Genomic DNA, 20,802 nt, shown 5'->3' on the forward strand with positions numbered 1-20,802 from the left:
AGAGGCTAGTTGTTTTAATTAGTTTTTTATAAATACAAGCAATTAAGTTGAAAAATATAGTAATAATGCAAAAAGTTCATCAAAAGATTGTCAATAGTATGAAAGTAATGCTGTTATTTTGTATTGCTGTTTTCTTTAAGAATACAGTCTATTGTCAATCATTAGAGGGTATAAAAAAAGTAGATACTATATACATTTATTTTGATAAAAGTAAAGAGGGTAGTAGTAAAGAGCATCAAATAAATCCAAAAAAAGTCGTCTTTTTTGAGAATTATATAACTTACAGGTTTATTCCAAGTAATATGAATACTATTTTTTTTATAAGCAATACTTACAAAAATAGAGACGACGTTGAAAAAGGTATTAAAAATGGTGAAAGAATAGAGAAAAAATCTTTCTTAAAGAAAAACAAAAACATTATTTTGGATATTGATTTTTTTACCAAACATGGTTTTAAAACAACATTTTTTGAGATTTACAAAAAAACGATTTATTTAATAGACAAAGACGATATGAAAGGAAGAAACATAAAAGTGAAAAAAGTTGATATAGACTGTTTTACCTGTTTTGGGGAATAATTTTTAAGAGGCGAGTTGTTTTTAACTAGTCTTTTTTTGAATTTTCACGAAACACAAGAAAAATTAAATATTAAATTTGAAATAGCGGATAATTTTCCTAATGTGACAAATGGGAATTGTACCTTTTTACCACCTAATAGTGGAAATTATACTAATTTGATTAGAATTAATAAATGTTTATTATCAAAATTGTAACGGTCACATTGATACTAATGAGCTCCACAAAGTCAATATGTTTTTTTTTTAAGATTTTATGATGCCTGTTTTTAAAATAATTTTATTGGAAATAAAAGATTTATTAACTAGCGAAGAACATCAAACGGCTATTTTGCAAAAAAAAAGTTTTTATAATTTAAATACAGTAAATTATGAAGAAAATAGTATTAAGCATTCTGTTTATTTTTGTTTTAGATCTTTCTTTCTCACAGGAGAATGAGTATATGTACATAGATTTCAAGATAAACGAAAGTAAAGACATAATTAAAAGATGGTCAATGGATAGTGAAAAAGAAAAATTTACAATTGTTAACCAACAAAAGGATAGTGTTGTTTTTATAAGTTATAAAGAATCATACATTAAAAATAAAAAAATAAAAAAAGATTTAATCGAATTTGATTACAAGTTTAATTTTAACTTCATTGACTTTTTTAAAAAAATAGAAAATAAAAGGATAATTATAATAGTAAACGATGAAAAAAAGTTTAGGTATGTGATTATTAATGAGATTAGACAATATCAAAGAGAACAATCTTAATCAAGTTAGATACTAAATTTATTATAATAAAAGACAGTTGCATATCTGATCAGGCAATTGTCTTTTTAAGCAATTACAATATGAAAAAGACAACCTTGTTATTTATTCTATTTATATCATTTAAAAGCCTAGCTTGTTCTTGTGATGTTTTAAATCCAATTCTTGAGTTTTATCAATCTAAATATGTATTTGAAGGAACAATTATTTCTAAGGAGTATGCAAAAGATAGTCTTACTTATAATGTAGTGTTTGATATTATTAAGCATTATAAAAATGGAGATAATCCAAAAAATATAGAATTTACTATAACTGCTGAAGGTAAATACACGGGTAGTTATTCTTCCTGTGATTGGAGAGCATTAAAAGGTCAGAAATGGTTGGTCTATGCTTATGAATATAACAATAAAATAGTTTTCAGTGGAATGTGTTCTAATTCAAGAATAACTAACAAGTTGAAAATAACCAACTACCAACAAAAAATACTAAACAATGGTAATTCTTTCCTCTTAGAAAACTATATTTATCAATATGAAAATTGTTTTAATAATACAAAAGTTATAACTAATATAGAAAAAATATTTAAAAAAGGAAAAGTTAAAGATTACGAAAAACCTTATGTTTGGTTGTATTTGTATATCAATAGAAAAGGAAAATTAGAATCAGTTACACTGCATAATAACTATCTCCCTAAAATAGATACTATCTTTGATCTTGCTAGCCAGTTCGATATGAAATTAAGAAAACCACTTAGCAAATTTGAAAAAGAAGCTATTAGACTAGCAAAAAAAATAAAGAGATGGGAAATTAAAAAACATAAAAAAACAAATGTTCCTGTTTCTTACATTAAACATTTGTCTATTGCTTTTGACTCAATTAAAAAAGAATGGAAATATGAATTTTAAGATTACTATTTCTTCAACAAATTTCGTAACTCCATTGTTTTTCAATTCAAACATATTGTTAATTGCATATTTTTCAGGAAAGTCAATTTTCTCTTTAGTTTGATGCGATAGTATAATTAATCTTAATTGAAAAAAGAATTTTGAATCTGTATTTAAAAATCTTCGTAGGTAACATTCCATAATGGACCTAAGATAGATTTTAGTACGGTAGGATTAGTATTCGTATAAAAAACTTGTTCACTTGTAGTATTGTTAGATGTATTTAGCAAATTAAACTGATTTAAGATGTTAAAAGTTTGTTTTGCTACAGCTTCTCCAGAATCAATAATTTTAATATGATTTGGGAGGATTTTTTTAATTTGTGGAATGAGGTAAGGATAATGACTGCAACCAAGAACAAGATAATCTATATTTTGTTCAATCATTGGGTTTAAGTAATTTTCTAAGAGTTCGTTCATCTCAGGAGAATCAATATCTCCATTTTCAATAAGTTGCACTAAGCCATGACCAATTTGTTCAATGAAAGTAATATTAGGGTAGTTTAAGAGTTTTTCATGAAATAACTCACTGTTTAGTGTTCCTTTAGTGGCTAGAATGCCAATAGTGTCTGTTTTCGATAAATTTGCAGCAGGTTTAATAGCGGGTTCAATACCAATGAAGGGTACATCATATTTCGCTCTCAACTCTTTTATAGCGTTTGTGGTAGCAGTATTGCATGCTACAACAATAATTTTACAATTTTTATTTAAAAGGAACTCTGTGTTTTTAAATGAAAGAGCAATAATTTCTTCTTTAGATTTTAAGCCGTAAGGAGCATTAGCACTATCGGCTAAATAGATGGTATCCTCGTTAGGGAGTAGTAAATGTATTTCTTTCCAAATAGATGTTCCACCTATTCCGGAGTCAAAAAGGCCTATAGGATTATTGTTTGTCATAGAAAACAAAAATAAAAAAAAACTGCTCAAATTTAAATTCATTTGAGCAGTTAATTATAAACTATTTTTAGATTAATTAGAAACCTAATTCTTTCTTAACATCAGCTAATAAATCTGGTCCCTTTGCTACGATTAATCCACTACCTTCAGTTGCATCTAGAACATAATCATATCCTTTAGCAGTAGCAACTTTTTGAATTGCAGCCTGAGCTTTTTCCATGATAGGTTTTAATAAATCTAATTCTTTTTTTTGTAATTGAGTTGACGCATTTTGTTGAAAATCTTGAATGCGTTTACCCATTGCTTGCATTTCCTCTGCTCTTGTTTTGTTAATATCTTCAGAAGCAGTTCCATTTTCAGCCTCAGTTTGATATTTCTCTAATTTAGTTTGGTATTCTTGAACCATACCTTTATACTCTTTGTCATAAGTATCTTGAAGAGTTTGTAACTGTGTTTGAGCTGTTTTCATTTCAGGCATAGTAGTCATCAATGCTTTCACATCAATATGAGCCGTTTTTGATTGTGCAGATACTTGTGTAGAAATTATAAGTACTAATGCAATAGCTAAAGTTTTTAATTGTTTCATTTTCTATTTTAAATTTAATTTTGGTTATTTTTATTCCTTTTTTTCTTCTTTATTCTTTTGTTCTTCTAGTTTTGCTTTTCTAGCAGCTTCTCTTTCTGCTAAAATCTTTTTTCTTTTTTCTTCTATAGCTTTTTTTCTTTCTTCTATAGCTTTTTTTCTTTCTTCTGCTGTTGTTGGAGCCTTGTTTTCCTCTTTGTTTGGATTTTCAGTTTTGTTGTTTATACTATCCTTTTCAATTACTGTGCCATTTTTTTCAGCTTCCTTGTCATCTGTCTTTTTTTGTCTTTTTTCTTCTGCTGCTTTCTTTCTGTCTTCAAGTAGTTTTTCTCTAGCCGCTTTGCGTTCTTCTAATAATTTTTCTCTAGCCGCTTTTTTGTCATCTAGTATTTTTTGTCTTTCTGCAAGAGCAGGATTTTCATCCTGTAAATCTTCTAAGGCTTCTTTAGCATCTAGAATTTTTTGTTCTTTTTTAGAAAGTTTTTCTCTTTTTTCAGTACGCATTATCGCTCTTACAACTTGATCACTAATATCGTGTCTTTGATTAGCAAATAGAATAGTTAAATCTGAAGATTTATCTAGAATAAAATCATATCTTTTTTGTTCTGCTATATCTTGAATAGCTGTAAAAACTTGATCTTGGATTGGTTTGATTAATGTTGTTTTTTGAATAATTAAATCACCTCTTGCACCAAAACGTTTTTCTTGATAGTCAAATAATTCTTTTTCTTTAAAAGAAATTTCCTCTTCACGTTCTTCAATCAATTCTTTAGTTAATAAGACTTTTTCAGTTGCTAAACTTTCTTTCAGCTTCGTTATTTCATTCTTTCTAACTTCAATATCTTCTTTCCATTTTGTAGCTTTTAACTCCAATTGGTTTTTAGCTTCTGCATATTCAGGTACTTTTTCGAGAATATATTCCATGTCAATATATCCAATACGAACACTTGCTGTTTGTGCAAAGTTGTTGAAATATGCAAAAAGTAATGTAACAAAAAATAATTTTTTCATCTGTTTGTTTAATTTTTAGTTTATATTTTCAGATGCTGCTCATAAAAACATGTCCGAAAGATAAGAAATGTTTTTTTAAGTTTAATTTACATCTGCTTTTTTTAAACTAAACGTTAAAAGTATTAGAATTGTTGTCCAATAATAAAATGTGTTTGCCAACCACTTTTAGTTGTTTGTCCTGGGATTGCATCAAAACCGTGAGCGAAATCAATTCCAAGTAAACCAAATGCAGGCATGAATACTCTAAGTCCAAATCCAGCAGCACGTTGCATTTTAAATGGATTATATTCTTTAAAATCATTAAATGCAGCACCGCCTTCTAAGAATGCTAATCCATAAATAGTAGCTGCTTGTTTTAATGTGATTGGATATCTTAACTCTAATGAAAACTTGTTATAGATAGTACCACCATCTTGTGAAGATAGGGAATTATTTGGATACCCTCTTAATTGAATAACTTCTCTACCATCTAGGGCAAAGTTGGCTAAACCATCTCCACCTAGATAAAATCGTTCAAATGGAACTAATCCTCTTTCTTGATTATAAGCACCCATGAAACCAAATTCGCCTAAAGAACGTAAAACTAATTTGTCATAAAGTCTGGTGTACCAGTCTGCTTTCACTTTTACTTTGTAATATTCTAACCAGTTGAATCTTTTTTGATCCACTTTTGAAATATCTACAGCTGCACTTAGATAATCATTACTAGGGTCGTTATCTCCATCATTTACAACATTTCCTAACTCATCTAAATAATCTCCAACTTGAATATCACCGCCATTTGGACCAGTACCTCTACTTGTAGCTTGTCTTTTATATTCGGGTAAATTTTCTAAATTTTTATAATCAACACCGTTAAATAGTGAATAAGGAGGCGTAAATCTTCCCGAAATACTAAACTCAGATCCGTAAGTTGGATAAATTGGGTTAACACCTTTACTGTTTCTACTTAAACCAACTGTATAAGCAAGATTTCTTGACGATCCATTTCCGAAAGTAAATAATCCAGTATTATAGTTATTTAAGTCATAATATTGAAAAGACAAACTTTGTGATAAAACGAAGTAATCATCTGGTACACTCAGTTGTTTTGCAATTCCGACAGATAGCGAAGTAATGTTGAAACTTTGATCTCGTGTTACATCTCTAGTTTGGAAATTATACAAGAATTGTTTACTGTGTGATAATGAAGTTGAAAAACTTACAGGTTTTTTTCCACCAAACCATGGTTCAGAAAAAGATAAACTATAGGTTTGAAAATAATTACTTCCTTGCAATCTTAAAGACATTTTTTGACCGTCACCCATTGGTAATGGTTTGTAGGAGTCTTTTTTAAAGATGTTTCTTGCAGAGAAATTATTAAAGGATAATCCTAATGTTCCGATAAAACCTCCACCCCCGTAACCACCTTGTAGTTCAATTTGACTAGCTCCTTTTTCTACAACGTTGTATTCAATATCTACTGTTCCTGCTTGAGCATCTACGTTTTTAAATTCAGGTTTAATAGCCTCTGGATCAAAAAAGCCCAATTGTCCTATTTCACGAACAGACCTAATTAAATCTTCTTTACTGTATTTTTGTCCTGGTTTTGTTCTTAACTCTCTATATATTACATGGTCATTTGTTTTATCGTTTCCAACAACTGAGATTTTGTTGAAATAAGCAATTGGTCCTTCAACTATTCTTATTTCAAAATCGATAGTGTCATTAACCGTTTTTACTTCTACAGGGTTGATGTTTGAAAACAAATAACCATTATTTTGGTATAAATTTGTTATGTCTTCTGCATCTGGGCTGCTATTGTCTGCAATTCTTTTTTGTAATTGTACGCCATTATAAACATCTCCTTTTTTAACGCCTAGCACTCTACTTAATTGTTGGTCAGTATATACAGTGTTTCCTAAATATCTAATGTTTCCAAAATAATATTTTTTCCCTTCTTCAAGATTTACTTTTATGTGAATTAAGTTTTTTTCTTTGTCATAAGAAATACTATCAGAAACAATTCGAGCGTCTCTAAAACCATTTTCTTTATATTTGTCTATGACACTAGCTAAGTCTTCTTTGTATTTGTCTTTAATGAATTTAGAAAGTTTAAATATTCTTAAAGGATTTTTTTGTTTAGTGTTTTTGAAAGCTCTCCTAAGCTTGGCATCTGTTAGTTCGGAGTTTCCAACAAAATCGATACTTTTTACTTTAACTTTTGTGCCTTTGTCAATGTTTATAAGCATTTTAACCTCTGTTTCAGTAGAATCAGGTATGGTTGAAATAATTACTTTAGTGTTGTAGAAACCATCTTTTTTATATTTGTTTTCAATATAATTCTTGGTTGTGGTAATTAAATTTTCATTAACAACTTTCCCTTTTTTTAGATCAATATCTTTTATTAAATCTTCTGATTTACCTTTTCTAATGCCTTGAATTTTTACATCGGCTAATTTAGGCGATTCCATTAGATTTAATTCTAAGAAAATACTGTCTCCTTTAATCTCATTAACATAAAAATTAACATCGCTAAATAAACCAAGTTTCCAAAGTTTTTTAATTGCAGAACTAATGTCTTCACCAGGTACTTGAATTTTTTGTCCTTTTTCAAGACCAGAAAATGTTACAACGGTTTGCTCGCTATATTTGTTTTTTCCTGTAACATTAATACTTCCTAAGATGTATTCTTTGCCGTTTTCTAATTTTGTTTCCTGAGCATTTAATTTTGTACTATTACCTATAATAACTAAGGTGAAAAGTAATTGTAAACCTTTTTTTAACATTGTTTTTTTATGAAATTTGTTCACTAGTTTTTCCAAATCGTCTTTCTCTGTTTTGATAACTCTTGATGGCTTCGTGTAAATCTTTTTCGCTAAAATCTGGCCATAAAACATCTGTAAAATAAAATTCTGCATATGCAATTTGCCAAAGCAAGAAATTACTTACTCTGTGTTCGCCACTTGTGCGAATTACCAAATCTACGTCTGGTAGATTGTGTGTGTAAAGATGCTCATTAATAATTGATTGGTCAATAGCGTCATTGGAAATTATATTATTTTTAACTTTATCTGCAATTTTTTTAACAGCTTGAATCATCTCTTCTCTAGCTCCATAACTAAGCGCTAAAGTTAAAGTCATTCTAGTGTTTTCGGAGGTTCTTTGAATAACTTCGTTCAATTCTTTTTGAACTTTTTCCGGAAGATTTGTTAAATTTCCAATTGCGTTCAATCGAATGTTATTTTTCTCCAAAGTATTTAATTCTTTCTTTAAAGAACTAACTAAAAGTTTCATTAAGGTATCTACCTCTAATTTTGGACGATTCCAGTTTTCTGTAGAAAAAGCATAAAGTGTAAGGTGTTTAATTCCTAATTTTGCACACGATTCTACTGTGGTTCTTACCGATTTGGTGCCATTTTCATGTCCAAATGCTCTTAAATAACCTTTTTGTTTTGCCCATCTCCCATTACCATCCATTATAATTGCTAAATGGTTGGGAAGATTGTTTGTATTGATATCTTTATTTGTTTCGATACTCATATGTTAATTTGCACAAAAACAAGGGTTTTTTCCAAAGGTATATGTTAGCGTTATACCAGAAAAAACATACCAGTCTTTACTATTTAAATTACCAAATTGTAAACCTTTTAGGTTGTTGTTTCTTGGGTGACTTCCGTCCAAGTTATCTGTAAATGTATATCTTGCTCCAATTTCGGCTCCAAGAACAAAATGATTAAAAATTCTAGTTTTTAATCCAATGATCATTGGGATAGCAAATTGGCTATGTCTGTAATCAAACTTTTGAGCTTTACTTGGAAAAAAAAATTCATTATAAATGAAATAATTAACTCCAGTAGATACATAAGGAGTCATTGCCCAATCTGATGAATGCAAATCGAAATCAAAAAAGTTGAATTCAAGACCTAATGCAAATTCATCTATATTGTTTTTAAAATTGATGCCTCTTAAGGATCTACTAGGAACATCACTGTCTTTGTCATTAGCACTAATTTGCCCATGAATATAGGAAAATCTCCATGAATGTCTTGGACTTCTGTTCCATTTGTATATAATCCCAAATGCAGGTTCGTTTGGTGAAATATAGTCCGTTGGACCTACATCTCCAATGTAATTAGCACCTCCTAAAAATATACCTAATTCATTGATTTGAGCCTTAATACTTAATGAACTAAAAAGTATAAATATGTAAAATAATAATTTTCTCATTTTTAAAAATAGTTTGCAAATATAACAATATAGATTACTTTACCATATTTTAATAGAAAAATTATTCCTAAATATATGGGTCTAATACAAACGTAAAAAGAAGTTAAAAGTTATATGTCATCTGTTAATTTCTTCTATCTTCTCCCCAAAGTAGTTTTTTTCTTATTGTTTTTAAAAAACCTTCTTCTTTAAATTCAATCATGTTTATTTTAAAAGGTGTTTTTTTAATTCTTAATATTGTCTCATTTGTTACTGAGGTTATTCTTGAGTCTAATGAGACTAAATATTGCTCTTCTCTACCAGAAACTTTTAGTTCAATTTCGGTATCATCTGGTATAACAAGTGGTCTTGCGTTTAAGTTATGCGGTGCTATAGGGGTAATTGCTAAACTTTTTACTTCGGGAATTAAAACAGGCCCACCGCAGCTTAAAGAATATCCTGTTGATCCAGTTGGAGTTGAAATTATTAAGCCATCTGCCCAATAAGAGGTTAAGTATTCTCCATTTAAGTAGGTGTCTATTGTTATCATTGAAGTGGTGTCTTTTCTAGAGACAGTAATTTCGTTCAGTGCAAAATTAAGGTCAACCAAATCGGGGTTTTTTGGAGAGCATGTTAAACTTAATAAGCTTCTTTTAGAAATAGTATAGTCTCTTGAGAGAATTTTAAGCAACATGGGTTCTATGTTTTGAACTTGAACAGTGGCTAAAAAACCTAATCTGCCAGTGTTGATACCAACAATAGGTATCTGTTTGTCTCGAACATGTGTTACAGCTCTTAATATAGTTCCGTCTCCACCAATACTTATAAGTGCTTCAACATCGTTATTTAATTGTTCATGATTAGAATAGGTTTTGCATTTGTTTTTCAAAGCTGTAGTGATGCTGTGGAAATAGTTTTCTTCTATAAGAACAGTTGTTTCTTTATTGAGTAAAATATTTAAGACTTTTTCAATTATTTCATCTGTGCTCGATTGATAATGTTGACCAAATACTGCAATTTTCATAATGTGTTTTTTTGAAGGTGCTTAAATATTTAAATATTTATCTAAATAATCGGAACGATCTTTTAAGTTTTTTAAATAAGTGTCTTCTTGGTGCTCGGAAATTATTTCGTAATCATATCTTCTGAACGTTTGTATTATATCGTTTAAACCACTTTGACTAATTTTTAAGGTGAACTCAATATGGTTTGCTTCTGTTTTCGAAATGAATAAACCTAGTAATTTCGCATTGTTGCTTTCTACAATTTGTGCCACTTGACTCATTGAGAAACCACTAGTTTCTTTTCTTACAACCAATAAACCTCCTTCTTCTCTTAGAAATGGCGTCTCGTGAAAGAATCGGATAACGTCTTCGAGTTCGTAATAACCCACATACTTGTTTTGGTTGTTTAATACAGGGATTATATTAGTTTCATTTTTTGCAAATTCTTCTAAAACTTCCAGCCAAATCATTTCTGAACGAACATAAAAACGTTCAAAATCATAGCGGTTTTCTTCAATTTTAGCATTTGAATCTAATATTTCAGCATTTTCTTTAGTGATGCAACCAATATATATACCATTTTCAGTGATTGGAAAATGGGAATAGGGATATTCTAAGAATAAATCCTGAGCTTCAGCGACTTTACTTTGACTATTCAGTGGACTTATATCGTTGTTTAGAAAATCAATTAATGAGTTCATTGTTTATTTTAAGCTTATTTTGATGCAAAATAATTAAAAATAGCTTATTAAAGCTATTTATACTTCGTATTTTTGTAAAAATAATAAAAAAAGACCATGACAAAGTTATCAGTAAATATCAATAAAATTGCAACTTTAAGAAATTCTAGAGGAGGAAATGTTCCAAATTTATTAAAAGTAGCCAAAGATGTTCAGGATTTTGGAGCAGAGGGTATAACAATTCATCCAAGACCAGATGAAAGACATATTCGTTATCAAGATGCTAGAGATTTAAAGCCCGTGGTTTTTACAGAGTATAATATAGAAGGAAATCCTGTAAGAAAATTTATGGATTTAATTTTAGAGGTAAAACCAACTCAGGTAACTCTAGTCCCAGATGCTGATGATGCTATAACTTCAAATGCGGGTTGGGATACAATTAAGTATAAAGATTTTCTTGTGGAAATTATTGATGAGTGTAAAAGGAATAGTATTCGGACTTCTATTTTTGTTGATCCAGATTTAAAAATGATTGAAGGAGCAAAGGATACTGGAACAGATAGGATAGAGCTATATACCGAAGCATTTGCGCATGAATTTTCTTTAGGGAATCAAAAAGGAATTGAACCCTATGTTAAGGCAGCTTTGCTAGCTAATGAGTTGAATTTAGGAATTAATGCAGGGCATGATTTAAGTCTCGAAAACATTGAATTTTTTAAAGAAAATATTCCAAATTTATTAGAGGTTTCTATCGGTCATGCACTAATTTCTGAATCTCTATATTTGGGAATAGAGAATGTTGTAAATATGTATCTTCAAAAATTAAAATAATGTTATTTTCAAAAATAGAAGGAAAAGGAACTCCTTTTGTAATCATTCATGGTTTTTTAGGAATGTCTGATAATTGGAAAACTTTAGGAATACAATTCGCAGAAGAAGGTTTTGAAGTTCATATGTTAGATATGAGAAATCATGGAAGAAGTTTTCAATCTGATGATTTTAGTTATGATTTAATGGTGCAAGATGTGGTGGCCTATTGTGATGATAAACAGCTTAAAGAAATTGTTTTGTTAGGACATTCTATGGGAGGTAAAGTCGCAATGCAATTGGCTTGTTTGTATCCTGAATTAATTAAGAAATTAATAATCGCCGATATTGGACCAAAATATTATGCTCCACACCATCAAAAAATACTACAGGGTTTAAAAGCTGTAGATTTTACTGTGCAACCAAGTAGATCTGATGTTGATAATGTAGTTTCTGAGTATATTTCAGATTTTGGAACGAGACAGTTTTTGTTGAAAAACTTATTTTGGGAGTCACAGGGACAGTTGGCTTTTCGTTTTAATTTGAAAGCATTAGATGCAAATATAGAAGAAATTGGAAAGCCATTAGCTAGTCATTTAAGATTTGAAAAGGATACGCTTTTTTTAAGAGGTGAAAATTCGGATTATATTCTAAATGATGATGTTTTAGAAATTGAGGCTCAATTTCCAAAGTTAAATTTGGTAACCATTCCTAATTCAGGACATTGGTTGCATGCAGAACAGCCAAAAATTTTCTTTTCTGAGGTTGTAAAATTTATTAAATAGAAAAAAAATATTATGAATGCATAATATTTTTTGATAAAAAATTGTTAATTCCATAATTTATTATAATTTTGAAAGATAGATGATAATAATTTCAAGAAACTAAACACATTTTAACATTATGAGAAAATTACTTTCTTTAACATTATTGGCTTTGGCTAGCTCAACTGCATTTGCAGGTGGTTATAGAGTGAGTATCCAAGGGCAGAAACAATTAGCAATGGGACACACAGGTGTTGCTGTGATAAATAGTGCAGAGGTTACTTTTTTTAATCCTGCAGGGATGGCATATTTAGATAAAAAGTTTAACTTATCTGTTGGGGCAAATGCGTTGTTCTCAAAAACAAGATTTCAAAATTCAGAATACAATTGGACAAACAAAAGTGATAACTTAGGAACGCCATTTAGTGTTTATGCTACATATAAACTTAATGATTGGCTTACTGCTGGTTTGGCTGTTTACACGCCTTATGGAAGTGCTGTAGAATGGGATAAAAACTGGGAAGGAGCGCATTTGGTGAATAATATTGATTTAAAAGCAATTTTTGTACAGCCTTCTCTTTCTATAAGAGTAGGTGAACATTTTAGTGTTGGTGGAGGGCCAATTTATGCAATGGGTTCTGTAAATTTTAATAGAAACTTAGCTCCTTCAGGAGGCTTAACTGAAGATGCTGATGTAACTATAGATGGTAAAAATATCACAGCTTGGGGATATAATTTAGGAATGATGGTTAATCCTGTAGATGGTTTGAGATTAGGGCTAAATTATCGTTCAAAAATTGTTATGGAAGCTCGTGATGGCGATGCTACTTTTAATAACTTACCAACTTTGTTACAAAATGACCCAAGATTTGCACCAACAACTTTTGATGCAGATTTGCCATTGCCAGCAGAATTAACTGCAGGTCTTTCTGTGAAAGTAACGGATAAATGGTTAGTAGCATTCGATTATAATTATGCAATGTGGAGCGCTTATAAAGCATTAGATGTTAAATTCGGTAACGGACAAGAGTCAATTAATCCAAGAAATTATAAAAATTCAAGTACTTATAGATTTGGTACACAATATTTAGCTAATGATAAATTTACTTTTAGAGCAGGATACTATATAGATGAAAGCCCAGTTCAAGATGGTTATTTTGCACCAGAAACTCCAAGAAACGAATCTATGGGATTCACAGGAGGTTTAACATATCAATTTAGTGATAAATTAGGTGTAGATTTATCGTTTATTTATTTACATTTCGACGAAATTGATAATTCTTATGATCATTATTCAGATGGAAGTAGCTTTGGAGGTACTTATAAATCTTCAGTATTTTCTCCTGGAATTGGTATAACATATGGTTTTTAATCTAAAATAAAATTAAAATGAAAAATAAATTTATATACTTAGCTATTTTAGCGGCTGGTTTCATTTCTTGTGAGCCAGAATTTGAAAATGAAGTAGATGCAAACTATACAAATGGTAACGCAAATTTTTCTTCATACGTTGCAGTTGGAAATTCACTAACTGCGGGTTATATGGATGGAACTATGTATAAGTCTGGTCAAATGAATTCTTTCCCAAATTTGTTAGCTCAAAAATTTGCACTTGTGGGTGGGGGTGCTTTTACACAACCATCATATGAAGATGATGTGAATGATTTAGGGGGCATTTTAGGATTACCTGGTTTTGGTACTAGAAGAATTCTGGATGCAACTCAAGTTAACCCTAACGGAACTGTTGGTGCAGTAGAAAATATTGCAGGAACACCAACTATTACTTTAACACCTCAAGCTACAGCCTATAACAATATGGGGGTGCCAGGAGCAAAATCATTTCATTTATTAGCAGAAGGATATGGAAATGCAGCTGGCTTAGCATTAGGTCAAGCTAACCCTTATTTTGTTAGACATGCTACTTCTGCAACAGTTACTGTTTTGGATGATGCAATGTCGAAAAACCCAACATTTTTTACGAACTGGATTGGAGCTAATGATGTATTGTCTTATGCTACAAACGGAGGTGCAAAAGCAGATGGTGTTACTCCAGCAGATGATCATAATGCAACAGGTAATATGGTTCCAAGTACATATGGATCTAATGATATTACAAATTCAACAGTTTTTGCGGGAGTTTATACGCAAATTGTGAACATTTTAACGTCTAACGGAGCAAAAGGAGTGGTTGCGACAATTCCAAGTGTAACTTCTATTCCTTATTTTACAACTGTTCCATATAATGCTTTGCCAGCTGAAGCTACATCATCAAATACTACAGCTATAGCATTATATCAGTTCTTGTCTTTAGCAACAGGAGGAAGAATTGCACCTTTAAATACTGCGCCAGGAACTAAAAACCCAGTGTTAATTAAAGATCAAGATTTAACAGATATTGGAGGGACTATTCAAGCATATGCAGCTAGTTCAGGTAATCCTTTATTGGTGGCAAATGCTGCAGCTTTAGGTGCTATTTACGGACAAGCAAGACATGCAACAGCAAATGATTTAATGGTTTTACCTTCTAGCTCGTTAATTGGTCAGCCTAATCCAGCTGGAACAGCTCCTTTTAATGTTAATGGAGTTACTTTGCCTATGGCTAATAAATGGGTTTTAACATCAAATGAAAAAGCTAAAGTTCAAAATGCTATTACGGCCTATAATGCAGCTATAGTTTCAATTGCAAATTCAAAAGGTTTGGCTATTGCAGATATGAATGCTATTTTGGCAGAATTAGTTAGTGGTCTTAGAGTAGATTCTGGGCAAATTTATACTGCGAATTATTTTAGTGGGTCAGCTACTGAAAATAAAGTGTTGTTTTCTTTAGATGGCGTGCATCCAAATGCTAGAGGATATGCAGTCATAGCAAACGAAATTATAAAGGTGATTAATCAACATTATGGTTCTAAAATGCCATTATATTATCCATCTTTTTTCCAAGGAATTCATGTTTTGCCAACAAATTAATACTGTCAAAATTACATAAGAACTTAAAAAGGCACCATTTTTGGTGTCTTTTTTTGTATATTTAAAATAAAAAATATGAATTTAATCATACGGCTTTTAATAACAACAGTTCTAATTGTTTTATTAAGTAATCTTCTACCAGGAATAGAGGTTTCTGATTATATTACTGCAATTGTTATTGCAGTAGTTATAGGGTTGCTTAATGTTTTCCTGAAGCCTATTCTAGTTTTTCTAACAATTCCTGTTACATTGATTACCTTAGGATTCTTTTTATTAGTAATAAATGCAGTAATAATTTTGGTGGCAGACTATTTTATTGAAGGATTTACTGTTAAAGGATTTTGGGATGCGTTTTTATTCAGTATTATCTTATCAATTGGTCAGTCCTTTCTGAATAGTATATTTATTGATAAAAAATAAAATTTAGGCAATTGAAATTCAATTAATTAAAAACTTGTTTGAGTTGCAAAAAATATATAATTTTGCAACCCAAATTTCATGACATTTAAATAATAAGATAATGAATATTACAAAAGAGCAAATAGATGCTTTAAATGCAGTTGTTAAAGTTGCAGTTACTAAAGAAGATTATGCAGACAAAGTACAAAAAGTATTAGCAGATTATAGAAAGAATGCTAATATTCCAGGTTTTAGAAAAGGAGCTGTACCAATGAGTTTAATTCAAAAACAATACGGTAAAGCGGTTCTTTTAGATGAAGTAAATAAAATTTTACAATCTTCTTTAAATGATTATTTAGTAGAAGAAAAATTAGATATATTAGGAAATCCACTTCCGAAAGTAACAGAAGAATTTGATTGGAGTAAAGACGATTTTACTTTTGAATTCGAATTAGGATTAGCACCAGAATTTACAGTTGATTTGTCAGCTAAATCTAAAGTGGCTAAGTTCGATATTGAAGCAGATGATAAAATGTTAGAAGAGCAAGTTGAGCGTATTCAAAAGCAATACGGGAAAATGATTTCTGAAGACAAAGTAACAGAAGAGACTACGCTGAGAGGAACTTTTTCAAATGAAGAAAAAGGAATTAAAAATTCAACGAATATCACATTAGATATCTTCAAAGATAAAAAGGTTGTAAAACAATTTGTAGGTAAAAAAGTTGGAGATGTTGTTGAATTAGCTACAAAAGGACTTTTTGAAGATGACCATAAATTAATGGATTACTTAAAAGTATCTCATGATGATGTTCACGGATTAGATGTTGTAGTTAATTTTACGATTGAAGAAATTAATTCAGTTGAAAAAGCAGAATTGAATCAGGAATTATTTGACAAGTTGTTTGGAGAAGGAACAGTGAGTTCTGTTGATGAATTGAAAGCGAAGATTAAAGAAGATGCTGAAGCACAATTTGCTCAACAAGCAGATCAAAAATTCTTAAACGATGTAATAGAATCATTAATTGAAAACACTGCGTTCGAATTACCAGCAGAATTCTTGAAAAAATGGATTCAAACAGTTGGAGAGACTCCTTTAACAACTGAACAAGCTGAAGAAGAATATGCTAAATCTGAGAAAGGTTTACGTTATCAGTTAATCGAAAATAAAATAATTGCAGATAATAATTTACAAATTCAATTTGAAGATTTAAAAGCACATACTTCTGAGTTAATCAAGAAGCAAATGGCTCAATTCGGACAAATGAACCCTACAGACGAAGAAGTAGAAGGAATTGTTGCGCGTGTGCTTTCTAATCAAGAAGAAGCAAAGCGTTTATCTGAACAAATTATGAGTGAAAAAATGCTGGCATTATTTAAAGAAAAAATTAATGTGAAAGCTAAAAAAGTAAACTATCAAGAGTTTGTGAAAGAAATGTATGGAGAATAATTTCTCATAAAAAATAATTATCTTTGAGCGTCAAACTTGTTTTGGCGCTTTTTTGTTCTAGAAATAGATTTAGAAAGTTTTATTAAAATTCTTATTGTATATAAAAATAAATGTAGAACTTTAGATTCAAAAGATAAAATAAATATTTAAAACATTCAAAGAAATGAACTACGGGAAAGAATTTAAAAAATATGCAACAAAGCATCATGGAGTAAACAGCTTGTATTATGATAAGATCGTTGCAAGTATGACTCCTTATATTATTGAAGAGCGTCAATTAAATGTGGCATCAATGGATGTGTTTTCACGTTTAATGATGGATAGAATTATATTTTTAGGAACAGGAGTCGATGATTATGTTGCAAACATTATTCAAGCACAATTATTATTTTTAGAAAGTGATAACCCTTCTAAAGATATTAGCATCTATATTAATTCACCAGGAGGAAGTGTGTATGCAGGTTTAGGTATCTATGATACTATGCAGCTAGTGAAACCAGATGTGGCAACAATTTGTACAGGGATGGCTGCTTCTATGGGGGCTGTATTGTTGTGTGCAGGAGCAGAAGGAAAACGTTCTGCACTCCCACATTCAAGAGTGATGATTCACCAACCTTCAGGAGGAGCACAAGGTGTGGCTACAGATATGGAAATTAATCTAAAAGAAATGCTGAAATTAAAAGAAGAATTATATCAAATAATTTCACAGCATTCAAAACAACCATACGATAAAGTTTATAAAGACAGTGAAAGAGATTACTGGATGATTGCCGCAGAAGCGAAAGAATATGGTATGATTGATGAAGTTTTAACTAGAAAATAAAAAGGTCTAGGCAGTTGGTAATAGGGTTGTCTATTACTAGTTGTCTGTTCCAATTACTAAATAAAAATGGCAAAAGAAGTATTAGAATGTTCGTTTTGTGGAAGGAAAAAGCCAGAAACTAATCTGTTAATAGCAGGTATAGATGCGCACATTTGCGACAAATGTATTGAACAAGCTCATGGAATTGTTTTAGAAGAATTGAAACAAAATGGCAAAAGTGATCTTTTATCGGATTTAATTTTATTAAAACCAAAAGAAATCAAAACCTTCTTGGACGAATATATTATTGGTCAAGATAGAACAAAAAAAGTAATGAGTGTAGCGGTTTACAATCATTATAAAAGATTAATGCAGAAACAACTTGAAGACGAAGTTGAAATTGAAAAGAGCAACATTATAATGGTTGGTCAAACCGGTACAGGAAAAACGTTAGTAGCAAAAACTATTGCAAAAATGTTAAATGTACCCTTAGCCATTGTTGATGCAACAGTTTTAACTGAAGCTGGATATGTGGGGGAAGATGTGGAAAGTATCTTAACGCGTTTGTTGCAAGCTGCTGATTATGATGTGGCTAAAGCAGAAAGAGGTATTGTGTTTATTGATGAAATTGATAAAATAGCTCGTAAAAGTGATAATCCTTCTATAACTAGGGATGTTTCTGGAGAAGGTGTGCAACAAGCATTGCTAAAGTTACTTGAAGGAACGGTTGTTAATGTACCACCAAAAGGAGGAAGAAAACATCCTGACCAAAAATTTGTTGAGGTAAATACTCAAAATATATTGTTTATAGCAGGAGGTGCTTTTGATGGTATAGAAAGAATAATTTCTAAACGATTGAATAGACAAACTGTAGGATACAGCTCTTCTAAAGATGTGAACACTATAGATAAAGAAAATGTTTTACAGTATGTTATACCGAAAGATTTGAAAGATTTTGGTTTGATTCCTGAGATAATAGGTAGATTGCCAGTTTTAACACACATGGATCCGTTAGATGCGGCTACTTTGCGATCTATTCTTACAGAGCCTAAAAATGCGTTAATTAAGCAATATAAAAAATTGTTTGAAATGGACGATGTGGATTTTTCTATTGAAGAAGGTGCACTTGAGTTTATTGTGGAAAAAGCATTAGAATATAAATTAGGAGCTCGTGGATTGCGTTCGCTTTGTGAAGCAATTTTGACAGATGTAATGTTTGATTTACCTAGTTCTTCAGAAAAGGAGCTTAATGTTACAAAAGAGTTTGCAGAGCATAGTTTGAATAAAAATCTATTACAACGTTTAAAAACGGCTTCATAAATTTAAAAAGGCAAATTCAGAAGTAACAAGATTTTTTGAAAAATACTTTAAATAAAAACCTCAATTCATATTAATATAATTGAGGTTTTTTATTTTGTAGTAAAAATTATATGTTTTTATGATTTTTAAATTTGATATTTCTCAACAAGACGCACTTTTCCTATAAAGTATTTTTTTGAATACTTTACGCTGCTAGTTGTGTTTGATTTTTGTAAATTCTTCTTCCTATTTCTTTAGCATTAGCTGTATGTATTCCGAAAAAAATCCAAAGCATTTCACTTTTCTTGGTTCTAGCTTTTATCTTTCGTAAATTATAGTGCTCTTTTTCTTTGCCAAAACTACCTTCTAATCGAGTAGCTCTTTCTTTTTTAATTTCTGAGGCTAGCTTCTTTCTATGCTCTTCGTGTTTTCCAGCTTTTCCTTTTCTAACAAAGTCTGTTTGTATGTTATTTGTGGACGAAAAAGTTCTGTTTTTATTTGTGGCATAAATAGCATCAGCTCCAGTAATTCTTACTTTAGTTTTAGTTAGATTTTGTGCGCAAAATATACTGTTTTGAAATCGAGTTCCTTCGTTAAAGGCACGGTATTCTATATGTTCTATAAAATTGATTCCATCAATTTGAATTTTATTTACTTTTGCTCCAAATTCTACTTGTTTTACTTCTTTACCACGCACAATTGGGCGAATATAACTTTTATTTATGCTAACAATTCTATCGGGAACGCTTTTTCCTGTTGCAAAAATTTTTGATTGTTGTTGGTAAATAAGACGGATTATTCTGCGTTGTTTGCTGTATTTTGTGGTTGGCTCAAAGGAATATTGATTTTCAATTTTACTCAATTCTCCATTAAGTTTATATAATAATTTCAGAAGACCACGAGTCATTTTTGTTCGTTGCTTTGCTGTTTTTTTTCTTTTTCTAGAATACTCATTGTAGCGTTTACACCAATCAATATATTTGGTTCTTGGAAGTTTTATTTTTAAAATTCCACATAATGATTTCATTTGATTGTAATTCCACACAATACATTCCCAAAGTAGTTTCTCATTGGTAGGAAAACGCAACTCACTCTCATAACAAGTGGCATCTATCAAGACTTTGTCTAAATCATTCATATAAGGTAGCCAGCTTTTAGCTAATGTTTCTTGAACTTTTCGAACATCTAATTTTTTGGCTAATTCCATTCTTATTTGGCTAACTATTTTAAAATTTGTAAGCGGGGAATCTAGAGGTAATACAATATCACAAAAGTATTGCATGTAAACATTTCCGTTTAACAACTCGATTAGTTTAGCATCAGAACAACCATAATAGTTTTTTAGCATCATCAAGGCAATCTTACCTTTAGTACTAAAAATGCAATCTGGACCTTTTTTGCACGCTTTCAATTTAAAACTTTGAGAAAGTTCTGAAAAAGGTGTAGCTAGATGAATTTTACCTAAATCAGACTTTAGAAATTGCTCATAAAAAACATTAAAATCTTCATTGATAATATTTAAAGGCAATTTGTGCTGAAATTCACTTATTCGTATTATTTTTGACATACATATTTAAAAGAAAACCCCGTTTTTGACTCTTTTTGAGCATTCTCGGGGTTTGTTTCTTCTAAAATACAAATTAAATAACTGATAAGCAAGTATTTATTTAATTGTGAATGT

The 20,802-nt window shown here is 30.3% G+C and carries 20 protein-coding genes; 11 read left to right on the forward strand and 9 right to left on the reverse strand.

Translation table 11 applies throughout. The annotated features are described in order from the left end of the window. The first annotated feature begins 65 nt into the window (after nucleotides 1-65). From ACZ49Z_RS09385 to ACZ49Z_RS09395, 3 genes are all read left to right on the forward strand, one after another. Complete coding sequence (locus ACZ49Z_RS09385) at nucleotides 66-578, forward strand: hypothetical protein (RefSeq protein WP_464307909.1); 513 nt, start codon at nucleotides 66-68, stop codon at nucleotides 576-578. A 368-nt stretch (nucleotides 579-946) separates the two neighbouring features. Next, on the forward strand, nucleotides 947-1,333 hold the full coding sequence (locus tag ACZ49Z_RS09390) for a hypothetical protein (protein WP_464307910.1): 387 nt from the start codon (nucleotides 947-949) through the stop codon (nucleotides 1,331-1,333). Nucleotides 1,334-1,413: 80 nt separating this feature from the next. Further along, a complete protein-coding gene (locus tag ACZ49Z_RS09395) occupies nucleotides 1,414-2,235 on the forward strand; it encodes a hypothetical protein (protein ID WP_464307911.1) in 822 nt (273 codons plus the stop codon). Between the two features lie 152 nt (nucleotides 2,236-2,387). Here ACZ49Z_RS09395 and murI read toward each other — a convergent pair whose 3' ends face one another. From murI to ACZ49Z_RS09435, 8 genes are all read right to left on the reverse strand, one after another. Further along, nucleotides 2,388-3,170 (reverse strand): glutamate racemase, encoded by a 783-nt coding sequence (murI, locus tag ACZ49Z_RS09400; protein ID WP_464307912.1) that lies wholly within the window; start codon nucleotides 3,168-3,170, stop codon nucleotides 2,388-2,390. Nucleotides 3,171-3,246: 76 nt separating this feature from the next. Continuing rightward, complete coding sequence (locus ACZ49Z_RS09405) at nucleotides 3,247-3,756, reverse strand: OmpH/Skp family outer membrane protein (protein WP_464307913.1); 510 nt, start codon at nucleotides 3,754-3,756, stop codon at nucleotides 3,247-3,249. Nucleotides 3,757-3,786: 30 nt separating this feature from the next. Next, nucleotides 3,787-4,764, reverse strand: a complete 978-nt coding sequence (locus ACZ49Z_RS09410; RefSeq protein WP_464307914.1) for an OmpH/Skp family outer membrane protein — start codon at nucleotides 4,762-4,764, stop codon at nucleotides 3,787-3,789. A gap of 122 nt (nucleotides 4,765-4,886) precedes the next feature. Next, nucleotides 4,887-7,532 carry an outer membrane protein assembly factor BamA gene (gene bamA / locus ACZ49Z_RS09415; RefSeq protein WP_464307915.1) on the reverse strand — a complete coding sequence of 882 codons (2,646 nt, stop codon included), beginning with the start codon at nucleotides 7,530-7,532 and terminating at the stop codon, nucleotides 4,887-4,889. A 7-nt stretch (nucleotides 7,533-7,539) separates the two neighbouring features. Further along, nucleotides 7,540-8,286: an isoprenyl transferase gene (locus tag ACZ49Z_RS09420; protein WP_464307916.1), complete on the reverse strand. Its 747-nt coding sequence runs from the start codon at nucleotides 8,284-8,286 to the stop codon at nucleotides 7,540-7,542. A gap of 3 nt (nucleotides 8,287-8,289) precedes the next feature. Next, a complete protein-coding gene (gene porG, locus ACZ49Z_RS09425) occupies nucleotides 8,290-8,973 on the reverse strand; it encodes a type IX secretion system protein PorG (protein ID WP_464307917.1) in 684 nt (227 codons plus the stop codon). 124 nt (nucleotides 8,974-9,097) lie between these two features. Beyond that, entirely contained in the window at nucleotides 9,098-9,976 is an 879-nt protein-coding gene (locus ACZ49Z_RS09430; RefSeq protein ID WP_464307918.1) for an NAD kinase, read from the reverse strand. Between the two features lie 21 nt (nucleotides 9,977-9,997). After that, a complete protein-coding gene (locus tag ACZ49Z_RS09435; protein ID WP_464307919.1) occupies nucleotides 9,998-10,657 on the reverse strand; it encodes a CBS domain-containing protein in 660 nt (219 codons plus the stop codon). Between the two features lie 96 nt (nucleotides 10,658-10,753). Here ACZ49Z_RS09435 and ACZ49Z_RS09440 point away from each other — a divergent pair, with 96 nt between their 5' ends. The 8 genes from ACZ49Z_RS09440 to clpX all read left to right on the forward strand — a co-directional run bounded on the left by ACZ49Z_RS09440 (nucleotide 10,754) and on the right by clpX (nucleotide 19,142). Next, on the forward strand, nucleotides 10,754-11,467 hold the full coding sequence (locus ACZ49Z_RS09440) for a pyridoxine 5'-phosphate synthase (RefSeq protein WP_464307920.1): 714 nt from the start codon (nucleotides 10,754-10,756) through the stop codon (nucleotides 11,465-11,467). Then, a complete protein-coding gene (locus ACZ49Z_RS09445; RefSeq protein ID WP_464307921.1) occupies nucleotides 11,467-12,228 on the forward strand; it encodes an alpha/beta fold hydrolase in 762 nt (253 codons plus the stop codon). The genes ACZ49Z_RS09440 and ACZ49Z_RS09445 overlap by 1 nt, the downstream gene beginning before the upstream one ends. 118 nt (nucleotides 12,229-12,346) lie before the next feature. Continuing rightward, nucleotides 12,347-13,579 carry an OmpP1/FadL family transporter gene (locus ACZ49Z_RS09450; RefSeq protein WP_464307922.1) on the forward strand — a complete coding sequence of 411 codons (1,233 nt, stop codon included), beginning with the start codon at nucleotides 12,347-12,349 and terminating at the stop codon, nucleotides 13,577-13,579. A 17-nt stretch (nucleotides 13,580-13,596) separates the two neighbouring features. Beyond that, entirely contained in the window at nucleotides 13,597-15,174 is a 1,578-nt protein-coding gene (locus ACZ49Z_RS09455; protein ID WP_464307923.1) for a G-D-S-L family lipolytic protein, read from the forward strand. A 75-nt stretch (nucleotides 15,175-15,249) separates the two neighbouring features. After that, entirely contained in the window at nucleotides 15,250-15,594 is a 345-nt protein-coding gene (locus ACZ49Z_RS09460; protein WP_464307924.1) for a phage holin family protein, read from the forward strand. Nucleotides 15,595-15,694: 100 nt separating this feature from the next. After that, nucleotides 15,695-17,020 (forward strand): trigger factor, encoded by a 1,326-nt coding sequence (tig, locus tag ACZ49Z_RS09465; protein WP_464307925.1) that lies wholly within the window; start codon nucleotides 15,695-15,697, stop codon nucleotides 17,018-17,020. Nucleotides 17,021-17,183: 163 nt separating this feature from the next. Next, nucleotides 17,184-17,843, forward strand: coding sequence for an ATP-dependent Clp endopeptidase proteolytic subunit ClpP (clpP, locus tag ACZ49Z_RS09470; RefSeq protein WP_464307926.1), 660 nt, complete (start codon nucleotides 17,184-17,186; stop codon nucleotides 17,841-17,843). 66 nt (nucleotides 17,844-17,909) lie between these two features. After that, entirely contained in the window at nucleotides 17,910-19,142 is a 1,233-nt protein-coding gene (gene clpX, locus ACZ49Z_RS09475; RefSeq protein ID WP_464307927.1) for an ATP-dependent Clp protease ATP-binding subunit ClpX, read from the forward strand. A 184-nt stretch (nucleotides 19,143-19,326) separates the two neighbouring features. Here clpX and ACZ49Z_RS09480 read toward each other — a convergent pair whose 3' ends face one another. Then, complete coding sequence (locus ACZ49Z_RS09480) at nucleotides 19,327-20,688, reverse strand: transposase family protein (protein ID WP_464304430.1); 1,362 nt, start codon at nucleotides 20,686-20,688, stop codon at nucleotides 19,327-19,329. Between the last annotated feature and the right edge of the window lie 114 nt (nucleotides 20,689-20,802).

It is taken from the genome of Flavobacterium sp. KY-23415, from assembly GCF_055384985.1.